At 59.9% G+C, this 16,276-nt stretch carries 11 protein-coding genes; 5 read left to right on the top strand and 6 right to left on the bottom strand.

All coding sequences use genetic code 11. The features are described from left to right. Window positions 1-1,407 precede the first annotated feature (1,407 nt). The 5 genes from NQJ30_RS04815 to NQJ30_RS04795 all read right to left on the bottom strand — a co-directional run bounded on the left by NQJ30_RS04815 (window position 1,408) and on the right by NQJ30_RS04795 (window position 6,189). The gene (locus tag NQJ30_RS04815; RefSeq protein WP_255768605.1) at window positions 1,408-2,601 is read right to left on the bottom strand and encodes a hypothetical protein; all 1,194 of its coding nucleotides are present in this window, start codon (window positions 2,599-2,601) and stop codon (window positions 1,408-1,410) included. An 11-nt stretch (window positions 2,602-2,612) separates the two neighbouring features. Next, window positions 2,613-3,440 carry a hypothetical protein gene (locus NQJ30_RS04810; RefSeq protein ID WP_255768604.1) on the bottom strand — a complete coding sequence of 276 codons (828 nt, stop codon included), beginning with the start codon at window positions 3,438-3,440 and terminating at the stop codon, window positions 2,613-2,615. 134 nt (window positions 3,441-3,574) lie between these two features. Next, window positions 3,575-4,582, bottom strand: a complete 1,008-nt coding sequence (locus tag NQJ30_RS04805) for an aKG-HExxH-type peptide beta-hydroxylase (RefSeq protein ID WP_255768603.1) — start codon at window positions 4,580-4,582, stop codon at window positions 3,575-3,577. A 195-nt stretch (window positions 4,583-4,777) separates the two neighbouring features. After that, window positions 4,778-5,515 carry a class I SAM-dependent methyltransferase gene (locus tag NQJ30_RS04800; RefSeq protein WP_255768602.1) on the bottom strand — a complete coding sequence of 246 codons (738 nt, stop codon included), beginning with the start codon at window positions 5,513-5,515 and terminating at the stop codon, window positions 4,778-4,780. Next, on the bottom strand, window positions 5,515-6,189 hold the full coding sequence (locus NQJ30_RS04795) for a phytanoyl-CoA dioxygenase family protein (protein ID WP_255768601.1): 675 nt from the start codon (window positions 6,187-6,189) through the stop codon (window positions 5,515-5,517). Before NQJ30_RS04795 ends, NQJ30_RS04800 begins: the two co-directional genes overlap by 1 nt. 573 nt (window positions 6,190-6,762) lie before the next feature. Here NQJ30_RS04795 and NQJ30_RS04790 point away from each other — a divergent pair. The 4 genes from NQJ30_RS04790 (at window position 6,763) to NQJ30_RS04775 (ending at window position 11,258) form a co-directional block, all read left to right on the top strand. Beyond that, window positions 6,763-8,436: a Mu transposase C-terminal domain-containing protein gene (locus NQJ30_RS04790; RefSeq protein WP_255768600.1), complete on the top strand. Its 1,674-nt coding sequence runs from the start codon at window positions 6,763-6,765 to the stop codon at window positions 8,434-8,436. Continuing rightward, window positions 8,430-9,347: a TniB family NTP-binding protein gene (locus tag NQJ30_RS04785; RefSeq protein ID WP_441339088.1), complete on the top strand. Its 918-nt coding sequence runs from the start codon at window positions 8,430-8,432 to the stop codon at window positions 9,345-9,347. The genes NQJ30_RS04790 and NQJ30_RS04785 overlap by 7 nt, the downstream gene beginning before the upstream one ends. Then, the gene (locus NQJ30_RS04780) at window positions 9,344-10,546 is read left to right on the top strand and encodes a TniQ family protein (RefSeq protein ID WP_255768599.1); all 1,203 of its coding nucleotides are present in this window, start codon (window positions 9,344-9,346) and stop codon (window positions 10,544-10,546) included. The genes NQJ30_RS04785 and NQJ30_RS04780 overlap by 4 nt, the downstream gene beginning before the upstream one ends. A 100-nt stretch (window positions 10,547-10,646) precedes the next feature. Further along, window positions 10,647-11,258 (top strand): recombinase family protein, encoded by a 612-nt coding sequence (locus NQJ30_RS04775; protein WP_255768598.1) that lies wholly within the window; start codon window positions 10,647-10,649, stop codon window positions 11,256-11,258. A 582-nt stretch (window positions 11,259-11,840) separates the two neighbouring features. On the opposite strand, the gene NQJ30_RS04770 is transcribed toward NQJ30_RS04775, so the two are convergent. After that, entirely contained in the window at window positions 11,841-15,014 is a 3,174-nt protein-coding gene (locus NQJ30_RS04770) for an RHS repeat-associated core domain-containing protein (RefSeq protein ID WP_255768597.1), read from the bottom strand. Window positions 15,015-15,641: 627 nt separating this feature from the next. Between NQJ30_RS04770 and NQJ30_RS04765 the strand changes: the two genes are divergently transcribed. Beyond that, window positions 15,642-16,214, top strand: a complete 573-nt coding sequence (locus NQJ30_RS04765) for a recombinase family protein (RefSeq protein ID WP_255768596.1) — start codon at window positions 15,642-15,644, stop codon at window positions 16,212-16,214. The last annotated feature ends 62 nt before the right edge of the window (window positions 16,215-16,276 follow it).

Here is a 16,276-nt window from a genome sequence, read left to right as displayed (position 1 = left end):
CCAAACCGACATCACCTGTGGTCAGGCCGGTCCAGACGTCAGTGTAATGGTCTTCTCGATGACCTCACTGCCGTCCTGGCCGCGCAACTCCCACTGGTTTTTCCACCTGCACCCGACATACGTCAGCGCCCTGACGACTTCGTCGGGATCAGCCCAACGGCGACTGCGAAGTGGGCTTCGCCATACAGTTCATGATCGAGTCAAACGCTGCCGGACAAGGGCGAACTCAAGTCGGGCGACCTGAAGTCCGTGTGGACCTCCGACCTGGATCCAGGCTCTGTCTTTGCCGCCCGCAACCGCCTCGGTGAGGTCGGCGGGTACTTCGCGCGGGTCAATTAGCGCTTCGGCTCATAGTGGAAGGTCCCCTTAAGGTTGTCCAGGCAGCCAAAAGGTACGGCTAGGTCACCAGAGAACATGCCTACTCCCGCAGTCCGGGCACGTAGTTTCTTACGAAGGGTGAGCAGGCAATGACCGACAAGATTGAGATCGGTCTTCTGGCACTCGCAGTTAAACGGCTGAAGGCCCCGCAGCGCCTGGCCGCGGGACCCTCAGTAATCCATAACAGGGAACTTGCCCCTGTCTTCCCTTCAGGTTAGTCCGATGGCCGCAGCGCACCAAGCACCGATCGAACGGGTCCTTCAACACAGGATTAGCCCGGAGGCCTCGCACCCTACATCCGAGAAACACCAGCCCTGCATGAAGCCATCCGGCTCAAACGTTGGAACGTTGACCTATCAGGCGCCGTCTAGGAAGCCCTGCGTATTTTCAAAGTCGTCTTCGCGACGCCGTGGATTAGCGGCTCTATGAGTGGAACGCCTGCTGGCCGTCACGGCAGCCAAATACGTATGACGTAATCGTTGACAGTGTCAACACCCCGCTTGGCCAGACAAACATGGCCGCCTACTACCGAGCAAACGTCCAGGAGCAGCTTTCCAAGATAGAAGTACAGCGAATCTGGCAACGTCATGTCGTGAACGCCGCCAAGAACCATGAATAGGTGTTGGCCACCCACGACCAACTCGACAGAACCGGAACGAGGTACCGCATAACCCCAGTCGCAGCAGCCGGAAGGCCCACTAGGGGTGGCTTGTGAAAAAGTGAAATATCCGACGCTAAGGTCTTGGGACCGTCGTAGTGGTGGGAGCAAAGGCGGCTGAACGGCTACATCGTGGAGCAGGCCCTCGTACCTCTCCGAGATCTTTCTTACGACGTGGACGCCCACCAGGAATGGGAGTCCGTGATCAGGGATGAAGCCGAATACTTTAACCACATGGCCCAGCGTCTGTGGTGTGACCGATCATCCAAGTCCCAACAGCCAGCCCCGGATCGTCTCACGCTTTAAGGCAGCAGCTCCCCCGCCAACCACTTTGCAGACACCCTGCCTGGTCGTAGGTGAGACCGGGCAGATCATAGAGATGCATTCACAATCTGCTTCATCCCCAATGAAGCAATGACTGCAGCTAAGACCATGAAACATGCAGCCATTATCACTGCGTTTTGGTGGCTGGAAACCACGAAGGCAACAAAGGTCGGGTACACCAGGCGTGTCATGGTTCCAGACAGTCCGAAGGCAGCCATATAGCGAGGTTCACGGGTGGAATCCTCGGGTGAGGAAAACAAAAAGTAGGCTGAGAAACTGGCCAAAGCGATGCAGGCGGAGAGAACAACCGTAACCCCGACTGCAAGCTCGGGACTTATCTTTCCGGCGGCAACGGCGGAACCGAACGCAATGACACCTGTGATGCAGAGGGCTGCGCTGCATGCAAAAATCCATGCCGCGGACTGTATTGAGCGTATGTGGGGGGTAACGAAAGCGAAGATGAGCGCCCCGATGCTGACGTCAATGGCAATAGTGAGAGGGACGATTTCCTGTAGGGACTCCAGGTTGCCCAGCGCAATGAGCGGCAATCCGTAGGTAACCACAGCTCCACCGGACATGATTATTGCTAGTGACAAGGAGACGACGATAAGACCGATAGGTGCCTTCGTCTTATTCCTAGAGAGTTCGCGCACTTCCATTGGCTGCAATGGCATCGTGATGCATCGGTACATGAAGGCGTTCAAGATAAAGGAAACACCGTTGAGAACGATCAACAAAAGAGGGGACACGGTTACGGCGCTCAACTGAGTCGCTGCAGCGCACCATGCGCCAAGTGCCAGGCCCAGCGTGTTGATGAGCTGGCGGAGGGACAGGGTTGCGCTCCGATGTTCTCCCTCCGCAACATAGTTCAAGACGCCTTGGGACCCTGGATAGGTGAATCTCTCTAGAACGACATGCAGGGCCAACAGAACCGAAAATACAGAACCGGGCAGCAGTACCATCAGGAAACAAATCAGGGCGCGTAGTAGTGCCAGATGAACGACCAATGGTCGTGCACCATAGCGCCTTACAGCCTTCGCGCTCAAAGGTGTCAGCAAGACAGCACCGATCGCGCCGGAAGTCAGGCCAAGCGTCACGGATACTGCTGAATCTGTACGGCTAATGCCGAAGAGGACTACCACCGCATTAAACAGCCCCGAGCCGAAAGAGTTCACAAAGGATGCTGTGATGATGAAACGCGTGTTCCGGTTTCGAAGGAGAGTCTTATAAGTATTGAGCACAGATCAGGTCCTCAGACAAAGGGATCCACGGGGACGTTGACCGGTACGCCGTTTAGCGGAACTGACAAGTTTCCCCGGTCAATAATGGCCCGAGTAAGATAAGCGCCCTCCCAGGAGATAAGGGGGTACAACAGAATGTCGTCTCTTGAGAATTCAAGACGCCTTGGGGCGGTGGATTCTGTGCAGCGTTCGACGAGCTCGGCAAAGTACCTGCGGCGATCCTTTGCTAGCGGTCCCGACAGACTACCCAACTTTGTAGTCGATGAAGCCTTCACATACGGAGATTCCATTTTTCCGATGACACCCTCAGCTACCATTAACGCCTCGGCCTGTGAATGTTCCAGAGCGGGTTCGAGGAGATCGCGAATCGCTGAGCCAATGACGAAGACGTCTTCTCCTTCGATGACGCTTATGCAAAGGTAATCATCAGTGCCGACAAGTCCCCAGTAGGACGAAAGAGTAAGACTTCCAGGCAGGGCGAGTGACTCCTGAAACTCAAGCTTAAACACCTCCGAGGAGTACCAAAGCCTAAAGAGCGCCGCACGCTCCACGATTTCCCGAATAGCAGCATGCTCTGATGCGCTGCGATCGGCATGGATAGCCAGCCCGTTAGCCTTGTGCAGACCGGATTTTGTCGTCTGCCAGCGATCTGGGAGCAGCTCGGACCTGCGCATGCCAGGGAATACCGGGTCCTGAGATGCGATCCTTCGTGGAACGACTATAGAGTCGTTAGCCTCCGTAACCCAGCGAATACTCAAAAGTCGCTCGCGAAACTCCCACAGGGAGCTTTGCTCAGCCTGAGACAGGTTGCGTGAACAACCAAAACCGATGACGGTCAAGGGATGACCTTGCACATGCAGTCGTGTGGCATGTCTAACCAGATGCCATTCTGGCCCGATGGACAAAGCATGATGAGTTCGTGTGACCGGCACTGCACGGGCAAGGTCATCCAATGAAGTGATCATAAAGTTCGCTAGACCAATCCTCGAACCATGTTGGCGCAGGACTCACGGACCTGAACGCCGGCTTCGGTCAAGTTGGCGTTCTTCGTAATGGTGTCGTATCCGTGCCAAAAGCGCTTCATGGCGGTATCGCGGGCGTCGAAAAGGGCCGGCCGGTTCTCGGCCAATGCGTAGCGATGAAGCATTCGAGAAATCCTGCTCAGAACGAACATGGCGTGGAAGATACCGTACAGAGGTCGCGGATCCCACCTGATGGGCGCACTGAACCTACCCTCGAAACCGTTCATAATCAGCGGATCAGTGGCCATGATCGCATGAAGCAAGATGTGGCTGGTCTCATGCGTCACATGATCGAGGAAGTACATGATGGGCTCGTCCCGCTCCAGCCCAGGGTCAGGAACCCGCAACAAGATCGCACCCCAGCACCGGGGGCTCGTAATCCCTCGCGCTGTATGACCCTTGAAGAGTCGTATCTGGGCAACAAATGCGTCGAACTCAATGGCCAATTGAGGATCAAGGACCCTCATCGCTTCGATGGAGTTGGTCAACCAGTCCTCTCCCGCGACAAGTTCCGAGGGCGTGAGTTTCTGAATTTCGGGCAGGTTTCCCTCCCTTGATCTAGGGCCGTCGGGGCCTGCAAGGAAGGCATAGATCTCGTTATCCAGCGTGTCCCACTGAAGATTTTCATGCCGGAACCCGTCGAAGTGCTTTTGGTCGTCGGGAATCATGCACAGCTTGCCAAGAGCCGAGCCTACAAGCCCGAAGTTTCGTTCGCGCTGTCCGTAAGTCAGTTGCCATAGAAGCGTGAAATACATCGGATTGATACGTCTGGACGGATCAAGCTTGGCGATATCGCCGAGGGCAGAGTCAACCATCTCGGGATACAGCTTCTTGGCGGCAAACAGGTACTTCTTGAGATCACTGATGAGGAGACGATTCATGTTGCCGCGAAGTTCCTCGGCCCTGAGCTCAGAGGGGATCGCACTGTAGAGCTCATTTTCAGAAGTTAAGAGTTTCATTCTTCTCCGTTCGACGCATGTGCTGGGTCGCCAAAGGCTGGCAACCCAGCACATGCGTTAACATTGCGCCGTCTTCTTGATGATCTGACTAGCTGATCTGGACAGCAGGTGAGGTGATGGCCAAGTAGCTTTCTTCCACCGGCTCAAATTCAAGTACTTCGATCTTTTCGTCAATTACTTCCTGAGTCTTTTCCACTATTCCCTCCTTTCGGTCTGATCTTTTCTGAAAACTACTGTCTCGGAAATGCGGCTTGCTGTCTCTTCATGACGGGACATTTCCAGTAGCATCAGTCCTTCACTTTGAAGGTCGGGGTGCTCATCCAAACCGGACAGTCGAGATGAGAGCTGTGAAGCGATCGTGTGATTGTCGGCCTTCATTACCCCGGTAAATCTGACACGTGTCACAGGTGCCATCCCTACCGATTGGCCAAGATTAAGTATCTCCTCGATTTCTAAAGGGTTCTCATGAAATACGCCAAGGTGACGGTCCACTTTCTTATGCCAGTGGTCGATATTCGACGCCAAAGCATTTTCCGGTTTGCTCATATCCCACTGGACCTCGGAGACAATGATCAGTGCTCTGGCGAGCCTTCTTGCTTCCTCAAGGCATCGACGTGGGGAAGGCAGATGATGAAGGGTATGTCGAATAGTCACGAAATCGAACGAATTGCTGGGACCGCCGGGGTTCTCGGCATTTGCTCTGAAGGTCTTCACCCCGGACCCCTGCAAAAGGGGGTGCGGTCCGTCATTCACATCAATCCCGTAACTGCGAATACCGCGCTCATCCGCTGCTTTGAGTAGTTCTCCGTGACCGAACCCGATGTCTAGCAGGCTCTGAGGCTGCATTCCCAGGACAAACGCGATGTAGGCTCGCAGACTCTCTGCCTCATCTAGCCTGCTCGTTCCAATGACGGTATCGAGTTGATTCTTCATTAGAGGCGGAGGAATGAATCGAACATTCCGGGGTGATCGGAGGAATCTATATCAGGATGAGCGAAGGCCAAGGCTAAGCCGCGACGGGGCCTGGTGCTGGTATTCGGTTCTGACCAATGGATAGCGAAGCCCGTGTGCACCGATGCATCACCAGGCTGGAGGTCCTCGGTGAGGCCGAGCGCCTTCTGCACTGGAGTGTCGAGAACATAATCTACGTCTCCCCTTACGTGCCTGCGTAATGTCCTGTCTCCGCCCATCGGCAGATAGTGCACTCCTCCGTTGTCCACTGTCGACGGATCAAGCGCAATCCATACCGTCAAGAAGTCGGTAGGAATAACGTGGGTCCAGTGCGCGGCATCTTGATGTGGTGGTTTGGGGGTCCCACCTGCGGGTTTAAGCCAAGCCGTAGAGGCGAAGAGAGTGACTTCATTCGTGTCAAAATACGATTTTGCGATACCAACCGCATTGTCTAAGCGACCGTTGGAAAAAATCTCAGGATAGTGAAGGTGAACGTCTTTGGCCTTCCGAGGTATCAGCTTCTCATCTTGGACAAATTGCACGTTCGGACTCCGATTGATCACCATTTCGTGGATCAAATCAGATAGGAAGATCACTGTATCCGAAGATATGACTGAACGAACGTAGGTAAATCCATCAAGTTCGATTCTTTGCACAGTTGCCCCAATTCAACTAGCTCATTTGATGGCATGACATTATTCAGTTTCTGTCAAATTTGCTTGACAGGCTGTCATGCAGGCGAATCTACCATCGAGTAGCTCGCTTGTCATGTCTTGTCTGCCAGTTCATGCGGCTGCTAGACGGCGCGGGTACTGTTGGCGGCGTTGGACTGCCCAGAAGCCCTATGCGCCCGTTTTCCATTATTTCAACAGTTCCTCTGCTCCAAACGGCAGTGCTCGCAGCGCTATCTGTCAGCGCATCGATCGAAACTACGGGTGATGCCCCAAAGAGTGGGTACGACTCCTACCACTCCGTGAAACGACTTTCGAAAATTGACAATGTCTAAGCTGTGTCGGGTAACGTTCGTTCGCGAGACACTCCCGGGAATGTGTATCGAATGTCGGTTTCAGAAGTTGCCTGCACCACTTCATGCGGAAGCATGGCCCGGGTGCACGGGACTGTTGACATCCGTTTGTCAGAAGTCATCTGCACTGTCGGCATTTCCATCAGAAGTTGCCTGCACTAGCCTGAATTATGGTCAAGAGTCGTCTGCACCGTCGGCGCCAGTCATGACATCGGATGACCCGCAGATCTTGGAGCGGGGCCTGCTGGGCATGTCGGATGAGGCGTGGGAGCGCCTGCGCCGGCAGGACGAGGTCATTGCGCCTTTGGCGGCCATGACCACGGTCACCCACGCGGCGGCGGACAGCGCGGCCGAAGAGTTGGGATTGTCGAGACGGCAGGTCTACACCCTGATCGGCCGGCGCCGAAAGGGCACCGGTCTGCTGACGGACCTGGCCCCGGGCCGGTCCGCCGGCGGCCGGGGAGGCGGGCGCCTGCCGGAGCCTGTGGAGGCCGTAATTCGTGAAGTCGTCCGGAAGACTTACCTGACGAAGCAAAAGCCGTCCCTGGCGGTTGTGCACCGCCAAATCATGCGCGAATGCAAGACGCTGGGGTTGGCCGTGCCGGCAAGGAATACTGTCGCCCACCGGATCGAGGCGCTGCACCCGGTGGAAGTCAGGCGCAGGCGTGAGGGCAGCGACGCCGCCCGGCCTCTGCAGTCGGCCGGCGGAAAGGTGCCGGACATCGTGGCCCCGTTGGACCAGGTCCAGATCGACCACACCGTGATTGACCTGATCATCGTCGATGACCGGGACCGGCAGCCCATCGGCCGGCCCTACCTGACGGTGGCCATCGAGGTTTACAGCCGGTGCATTCTGGGAATGGTCGTGACCCTGGAGGCACCGTCTGCGGTGTCGGTTGGCTTGTGCATCGCGCACATGGCATGTGACAAGCGGCCCTGGCTGGAAGCCCTGGGCGTGGACGCGGCCTGGCCGATGAGCGGCAAACCCTGCGCACTCTATTTAGACAACGCTTCGGAATTTAAGAGCGCGGCGTTGCGCCGCGGGTGCGAGCAGCACGGTATCAATCTCAATTACCGGCCACTTGGGCGCCCGCACTACGGCGGCATAGTGGAGCGTATTGTCGGAACGGTGATGCAGCGGGTCCATGAACTTCCCGGGACGACTTTCTCGAACCCGGGACAGCGGGGCAGTTACGATGCCGACAAAATGTCCGCCCTGACCTTGACGGAGCTGGAAAGCTGGCTGGCCTTGGCTGTCGCCGGCTACCACGGCAGCGTCCACGGATCCCTGAACCAGACACCCGCCGGGCGCTGGGACGAGGGCGTGAAAGAGTTCGGTGCGCAGCCTGTCGTTGCGCATCCCGCCGCGTTTCTCGTCGATTTCCTGCCTGTCATCCGGCGCCGAATCACCCGTACCGGTTTCGTCATCGACCACGTCCACTACTTCGCGAACGTGCTCAAACCCTGGATCGCACGGCGGGAGCGGGAGGAAAAATTCATCATCCGGCGGGATCCGCGGGACATCAGCAGGGTCTGGGTGCTGGAACCGGAAGGAACGGCCTATGTGGAAGTCCCATACCGCACCGTTTCCCACCCGGCGGTGACGTTGTGGGAACACCGGCAGGCACTGGCGCGGCTCCGTCAACAGGGACATGACCAGGTCAACGAGGAAGCACTGTTCCGCATGATGGATCAGATGCGCGAGATCACCGCCACGGCCCAAAAAGAAACCCGCAGATCACGCCGGGACCTGCAACGGCGGCGCCACCTCCAGGCCTCCGGACCCGCGATGAACCCGTCGGCTCCACCTGATGAAATGCTCCCGCCCACGAATGACGAGGCGGCAGCCCGTCCTTTTGAAGAGGTCGAGCAGTGGTGAACATCGATGACTACCCGCCGCCGGATCTGTCCCATCTACAGCCCTGGGCGCAGGCTATGGCGCGCCTGCCGGCGGAGGAACGGATCCGGCGCATTCGGGCGGACCGCTGGATCGGCTACCCCCGGGCCGTGCAGACTCTCACCCGGCTCGAAACACTCTATGACTGGCCCGGCAAACAACGCATGCCTAACCTCCTGCTGATCGGACCGACCAACAACGGCAAGTCCATGATCATTGAACGGTTCCACCGCCAGCACCCGGCACACTCCACGGCGGACCGGGAACACATCCCAGTGCTGTGTGTCCAGATGCCCTCCGAACCGTCCGTCCCGCGGTTCTACACGGCCGTCCTCGCCGCGCTCGGTGCGCCCCCGGGACCGCGCCGGCGCGTAGCTGACCTGGAACAGCTCACCCTCGCTGTGCTGCGGCGCGTCGGTGTGCGGATCCTGGTGATTGACGAACTGCATAATGTGCTGTCCGGCCGCGCCGATGTCCGGCGCGAATTCCTGAATCTGCTGCGCTTCCTGGGAAACGAACTGCGGATCCCGCTGGTGGGGGTCGGGACCCGTGAGGCCTATCTTGCGATCCGCTCCGATGACCAGCTCGAAAACCGGTTTGAGCCCGTGACGCTGCCCTTATGGGAAGCCGATGCCGACCTGCTATCTCTGCTGGCCAGCTTCGGCTCCTCCTTCCCGCTGCGTACGCGCTCGAATCTGGGGACCGATGACATGGCCCGCTACCTCCTGACCCGCAGCGAGGGCACTATCGGGGAGCTCACATCGCTCCTGACCGAAGCCGCAGTAGCCGCAGTGGACAGCGGCGAAGAAGCCATCAACCACCGGACGCTGACCCTGGCCGAATATGACGGTCCCAGCGTCCGGCGCCGGAAGTTCGAACGCGAACTCAGATGAGACCGCCGGAACGCTGGCCCTTGCACCCGGCGCCGGCAGAAACGGAATCGTTGTCCTCCTGGCTGCGGCGGATTGCCGCCAGCTACGGCATATACTCCTCCGAACTGCTCGAACACGGCCTCGGCCACCGGGAACTCAGCGACCCCGAGCTCGATCTGAACCCGCCGACGGACCTGCTCGAAGAGCTCGCCAAACGCACAGGTCTTGACCAACACCGCGTAAACGCCATGACAATGGCCGGATGGGTGCCATGGCTCTTCGACAGCCTCGACCCTGCCCCCGACGCTTACGAAACCTATGTGCACCAGCTCTCGGTGCTCCTGCCGCCCAAGCGGCGCACTATCTACACCCCGCGGAAGTGGCTGCCATGGCTGCCGGAAACCGGGACGCGGCGGGGCTGCCCGGACTGCCTGGAATCCAGCCCGACGCTACTGCTCTTCTGGCAATTGCCGCTCATGGCCAGCTGCCCGGTCCACGGGCGCCGACTCGAAACCTACGAAGGACACCCTCCTGACTACATCCTGTGGGCAACTCCCGCCGATGACCAGCGGCCCCTGCCGGAGCCGTTGTCCCTCATGGACCGGCGCACATGGCAGGCGATAACCACCGGATCCGTTGACCTGCCCCGGTATCCGGTTCACGCCGGCACCTGGTTCCGGCTGCTGCGGACCCTCCTGGACGAACTCACCACAGCCCAGGGACGATACGGCCGGCAACTGGACGACGTCCGCCGTGTCTGGAAACACTGCGGACACCCCTTCCGGGCCGGCCTGCAGTCGTGGCAACCCTTCGAGACCCTCCACTGGAGCAGACAGCAGCAACTGCTCGAAGCAGCCGCCGCCGCGATGGAAATGATCGAAGCCGGCTCACTGACCGCCCTGGGAACCTCCGCACACCTCCTCAGGCCCGAACCAAACCCCCGGATCAGCGACGGAACCCCGCCTAGCACACTGACAGCACGCGCCGGCGCTCAAGAAAGACCGACCCTCGATGAGCTCTTGAAACAGGCAGCCGACGCACTGGACGCCTGCATCGCAGCAGCCAAAGAAGACCCGCTCGTAGCGCAGCACCTCTTCGACTTCGCACGGTACGGATGCCGCAGTGACCAATCCCTGCGCGGCCTCCGGCAAACCTTCGCCGAGCTTCAGATACCCCTCGACTTTCTGTCACAAACAGAGAACCAATCACCCTTTGCATGACTTAGAATAAATAACGGGTTAAGTGACATATTTTGCATCCGCTCTGATTTGCAATCCCGTTGTCACTTAAACGAACGTATAAGTGACATAGGGAGCTGCTGTGCTGGTCGGATATATGCGCGTCTCAAAAGCCGACGGGTCCCAGGCGACGGACCTGCAGCGCGACGCGCTGACGGCGGAGGGCGTCGGGCCGGGACAGCTGTATGAGGACAAGGCGTCGGGTAAGCGCGAGGACCGGCCCGAACTGGTCTCGTGCCTGAAGTCCCTGCGGGCCGGAGACACATTGATGGTGTGGAAGCTCGACCGGCTCGGCCGGGATCTCCGCCACCTGGTCAACATCGTCCACGACCTCACCGAACGCGGCATCGGACTGAAAGTCCTCACCGGCCAAGGCGCCGCCATCGACACCACCACCGCCTCCGGCAAACTCGTCTTCGGAATCTTCGCCGCCCTCGCCGAATTCGAACGGGAGCTCATCTCCGAACGCACCCTCGCCGGCCTCGCCTCTGCGCGGGCACGTGGCCGCAATGGCGGGCGCCCTTACAAGATGACCCCAGCAAAACTCCGGCTCGCCGTGGCATCAATGGGGCAACCCACCACGAAGGTCAGCGAACTTTGCACCGAGCTCGGCATCACCCGCCAGACCCTCTACCGGCATGTATCACCCGCCGGAGAACTGCGTCCCGACGGCCGAAAGTTACTGTCCTGCTAGCCATTTGCCGAAGGGCGATCGTCCTTGGCCTAGGGAGACCACAGTGAAGAAACTGATGCCTCGAATACCTCATCCGGCTCGCTTCACCACCTAACGGAAGCGCTCGGTGACCCGGAGCGGCACAGCTCCCGGTCACTTTGCTTTAACCCAGGTCCGGGAGGGCCGCCGCACAGGCAGCTGCAGCTGTGGTAGGCGCCGAGGGCCCGCCAATCCTGTAACGTTGCGTCGCCCTCACCGGCCCTCCGGGACCCACCACTGGAGGTCAGGCCAGCAGGGACGGAGAAAGCCGCGGGCTGCGGGGCAAATGAGGGGTCTAACCCCTCCGTAAATCGGTGCCCGGCTAATTCCGCTATCACTTCCCGGCCTTTCGCTTCCTGTTGATTGTGCCGACCACCAGCCCCAGAAGGCAAAGTGCTCCTAGTGCAAGTTGGAGTACAGCCTTCCAGGTTTCCCCCTGCGTAGTTAGAGTAACGACACCAAGTACGCCCCAGAATATTACTAGCAACGATAGCCAGATGAGCGTTACCCGAGGGGGATTGAAGGGCTTCATTTGGGGTCCTTTTTCGAGCGGTATCGGGGGTGTCAGCACGTAAAGGGAGTAAGGAAAAGAACTCCGAAAGCCCAGAGATCAATGCCGGGCAAAAATATGGATGTCATCGCGATCCCGAAGCCTAGTTTGCATCCCCCCGTCATCTGATCCGGGGGCCCGCCAGTTCCGAAGTTCGGAGAATAGTATGTCGGATCGGGACAGACAAGATCTCCGCAGGCAAAGAATAGCCCGCTTGGATCGCTACTGTTTACAGGATTTGCCCCTGCATAGAGGTAGCGGTTTTGTTCTTGGCCTGATGGGTCGGGTTGAGTGAAGCGGCCGCGGAAGGGGTTGTAGTAGCGGGCGCCGAATTTGATGCGGTTGCTGGTGGTGTCGTTGTATCCGCCGGCGTAGGTCCAGGGGTTGGTGGCTGACTGGGTTCCTGTGGCGGTGGTCGTTTGGCCCCAGGAGTCGTAGGCGTAGGCCGCGGCCGGGGCCTGGGTGCTGTCGGTCAGCAGGATGGTCGAGCCGAGCGCGTCGGTGGTGTAGTAGTAGCTGGCCCCGCTGCTGGTGCGCATGCTGATGAGCGTACCGTCCGGGTCCCGGATAAACGAGGTGCTGGCCCCGCCGGTGGTTTGGCGGGTGGTGCCGAGGGAGCCGTTGAGGAACGCGGTGGCCCCGGCGGTGAGCCGTTCGTCGTTCCGCGGCCCGGCGTAGGTGTAGTTGGTGGTCCCGCCGTTGGTGTTGGCGGTGAACTGGTCAAAGACGTTGTACGCCTGGGTCGTTGTTCCGGCGGTGGTGGTGTTGCCGTTGGCGTCGTAGGCATAGGTTGTTGCCCCGGTCGGGGGTGTGGCGCAGGTCCCGGCGCTGGCCCCGGACCAGCAGAGCTGGTCTGCTCCGTTGTAGGCGTTGTACACGTTGGCGGTCCCGGTCTTGGTGTCCAGGGTTCGGTTGCCGTTTTTGTCGTAGGCCCAGGTCTCAGTGCTGCCGGTGATGGCAGCGGAGGTGAGGCGGTTGACCTCGTCGTAGGTGTAGGTGGTGACGGCGCCTGCCTGGTCGGTGACGGTTTTGCGCAATGCCCCGTCTTTGGTCCCGTTGGTGGTGAAGGTGTAGGCCCGCTTGGCCAGGACGGCCGCGCTGGTGTTGGTCGCGGTGATGGAGGTGGTCCTGCCGGCGCCGTCGTAGACGGTGGTGTTCTTCACACCGTTGGGGTAGGTCGTGGTAGTGCGGCGGTCGGCGTTGTCGTAGCCGAATCCGGTGCATTTGGTGCTGTTCGGGAACACCGGGGTCGCGGGGCAGGACCCGCCGGGTTCGGCCAGGGACACGAGCCGGTTCGCGGCGTCGTACTTGTAATTGACGGTCCCGGTCGGGTCGGTGAAGCTGGTGACATTGGAGGCTGCGTCGTAGGTGACCGAGGTCGTGACCCCGCCGGCGGTTTTGGACGTGGGCCGGTTCTGCGCGTCATAGGTGTAGGTGGTGATCCCGGAATCGTCCTTGCGTTCGAGCAGGTTTCCGCGCCCGTCGTAATCGTAGGAGACACACTTGCTGGCGCAATTGACGCCCTTGTTGATCTCGACCAGCCGGTCGTTATCGTCGTAGTAGTAGTCGGTGACCTGGCCTTTGCCGTCGGTGGAGCTCAGCAGCCTCCCCGAGTCGTAGTAGGCGTTCGTGACCGCCCCGAGCGGGGCGGGGTACGTGATGGTCGTCGGCATGCCCAGGGCCCCGTAGGTGTAGCTGGTGACGTTGCCGTTCCCGTCGGTGGACTTGCAGACCTGGCCCTTCTTCGCCCCGCAGGTCGTGCCGGCAGCGTCGCCCTGGTAGTTCAGCTTCGGGGTCCCGCCGGCCCCGCCCCCGGCGCCCGGGGTGGTGGTCTGGTACCGGTTGTTAGTGGCCGCGTCGTAGCTGTAGGCGGTGGTCTGGTTCTCGCTGCTGATCGATGAGGTGGGCTGGTAGTTCGAGAGCGGATTGCCGGTGTTTGACGGGTACGCGAACGTCGTTTCCGCGCCCGCGGACCCTCCGGCAGGGTTGGTGACCTTCGTCAGGGAGTTGTTCGCGTTGTACGCGTAGGTTGTCGTGTTGCCCAGCCCGTTTAGGGAAGTGAGCCGGTTGTCGTGCCCGTCGAAGCTCCCCTGCGTGGTGTGCCCGAGCGCGTCGGTGATTTTGGTGACCTGCCCGGAGGCGTTGAACTCGTAGTTCGTGTCACGGTTCAGCGGATCCGTTCCCTTGGAGAGCGTTCCGGACGGGTAACTGTAGCCGTAGATGCTCTGGACGGGTTTGCCGGTGGCGTATTTGGCCTGGACGAGCTTTTTCGACGTGGCGTCGTACGCCAAGGTCGTGACGATGTTGGAGTCGTCGGTGATCGTGGTGATCCGGTTGCTCGGAGCCCCGTACCCAAAGATCATGACCTCACCGTTGGCATCGGTGATCTCGGACATCGCCCCGCCGGGTCCGTTGTATTCGAACCAGATATCCCGCACCTCGGCGTCATCATGGATCTGGGAGGGCTGCTCCGGGTTGTTCGGATCATCGTAGGCGAAGGTGACTGGACGGCCGCCGATGGTGTCGGTGATCGTGGTCAGCAGGCCCGCGGCGTCGTAGGTATAGGTGATCTTGTTCGGCGCCGTGGCGTTCTGGTCGTTCTCGGACACGAGCCGAAACACCGACCCGACCTTCGCGTACTCGTTGCTGAACCCGGTGTCGTTGAAACGGATCGTCACCGCCGTTGAGGTGAAATTGGTGATGGTCGCGTTCAGCCCCGGAGGCATCGTCCAGGCCCCGGCGCCGGCCGGGACGAACTTGTATGTCCCGCCATCCGGCGCCGTGTAGGACACGGAACTGTCCGCACCGACGGTCACCGCCGCTTCGGAGGCTCCCACGGACAGCGTCGGGCGTGCATCGTTGAGGGAGTTGTACCGCCAGCCGATGCCCAGATCCCGGCCGGCCCCCTTGATGTGCAGCAGCTGCCCGGCCAGGACCATGTTGCCGTTCGTCGGGTTCCACGAAATGGCCGTCCTGTCCGTCAGGTGCCGCGTCACCATCGACGCCGCGGACCGGTTCCCCGACTTGATCCCGTCCGGACCCGACGCCGGCGGCAAAACCATCGGCGCCATCCCCAGCGCCGGGGCGGCCGCGGCTTCCACACCCGCTCCCCGGGGCAGTGCGCTGGCCGGGGCCCGGCCCGGTGGCTGAACCTTGACCGGCGCTTCAGTCACCGCGAATGAAGGCACGGCGAGGCCCGTGAGAACAACCGCGGAAAGAACGAGACCTGACAAAAGAGACCGTAAAGCAGCCATGCTGCGCCCCCAATTCAATGTGCTCCCCAGTGAGCAACTCGCGCTCCCCAGTGAGCACACGATGATCATCTGCGACCCGACTCCCAAAAGGCAATACCTCAGCTGCCTTTTTTCCATAGAGTTGAAAAACTTTCCGCATGTCAGCTGCGGCGAATGCCGTCGGATGACACACTTTCGGGCACCGGCGCGTCTCCGTGGGAACCACCTTACGGGGCCGTTCCGGCCCTTGAAGTGCTGCGGTTTTTAGTGCCGGACCGGCCACGTCGGGCGCCATTTTCCGGGCCTTCTTACTCCCGTCCATCAGTCACATAGAGTGACCGCTTGACCACCGTTTGAATGCAATTGTCACAAGCTTGACACTATGTAGAACGCCGGAGCACCGGGTGCCTTCGGGCGCGCGGCCTGGCACCGAAGTCCCGCTGCGTGCAGAGGACTTCTGACATCCCGTGCAGACGACTTCTGAAACTGACATCGAACCTCACAACCACGTGGCAAGTTTTGTAGTGCTTCCCGTGTACGTGCCTGTGTAATGCTTAGCGGGGTTAGTGATACGTTTTGGTGATGCGAGTTGGATACGGACGGGTCTCTACCCGCGATCAGCACCCCGAAGCCCAGCATGACGCCCTGACTGCGGCCGGTTGCGAGCAGATCTTCCTCGACATGGCCTCAGGAAAGCTGGCACGCAGGGCCGAACTGGACAAGGCCCTGCTCTCGGCCAACAGGGCAGGGGATCAGATTGTCGTTACCAAGCTCGACCGGCTCGGCCGGTCGCTGGAGAACCTCATCGACCTGTCCAAGACGCTGCAGGAACGCGGTGTGGACTTGGTCGTCCTGGACCAGGGCATCGATACCTCCACAGCCATCGGTCGGATGTTCTTCCAGATCCTCGGCTCGATCGCCGAGTTCGAACACGCCCTGATGTCCGAACGGACCCGTGACGGGCTCGCCGCGGCCCGTGCGCGGGGCCGGACCGGCGGGCAGAAACCAAAACTAGGCCCCCGCCAGGTCAGGCTGGCGCGGGAAATGTATGAAGAAAAGGGGCCCGACGGCAAGCGTGCACACACGGTCGAACACATCGCCCAGGAATTCGGCGTCACCCGGCCCACCATCTACCGACACCTCGCCAAACCATGAACGACGGGCCTTGCGCGCCGCAGCAGAACGGCAGCATGTCCGCGGGACACGGTGGCGTCGTA

Source organism: Pseudarthrobacter sulfonivorans (genome assembly GCF_024391045.1).
In the GTDB taxonomy this organism is placed as follows: Bacteria; Actinomycetota; Actinomycetes; order Actinomycetales; family Micrococcaceae; genus Arthrobacter; species Arthrobacter sulfonivorans_B.
Note: the sequence above shows the minus strand (reverse complement) of the source record. Positions and strands in the feature narration are given on the sequence as shown.

Bases quoted from the DNA above. Each gene is read 5' to 3' on its own strand.
- NQJ30_RS04805 (WP_255768603.1), bottom strand. From the start codon at position 4,582: ATGAAACTCTTAACTTCTGAAAATGAGCTCTACAGTGCGATCCCCTCT.
- NQJ30_RS04800 (WP_255768602.1), bottom strand. From the start codon at position 5,515: ATGAAGAATCAACTCGATACCGTCATTGGAACGAGCAGGCTAGATGAG.
- NQJ30_RS04790 (WP_255768600.1), top strand. From the start codon at position 6,763: ATGACATCGGATGACCCGCAGATCTTGGAGCGGGGCCTGCTGGGCATG.
- NQJ30_RS04780 (WP_255768599.1), top strand. From the start codon at position 9,344: ATGAGACCGCCGGAACGCTGGCCCTTGCACCCGGCGCCGGCAGAAACG.
- NQJ30_RS04765 (WP_255768596.1), top strand. From the start codon at position 15,642: ATGCGAGTTGGATACGGACGGGTCTCTACCCGCGATCAGCACCCCGAA.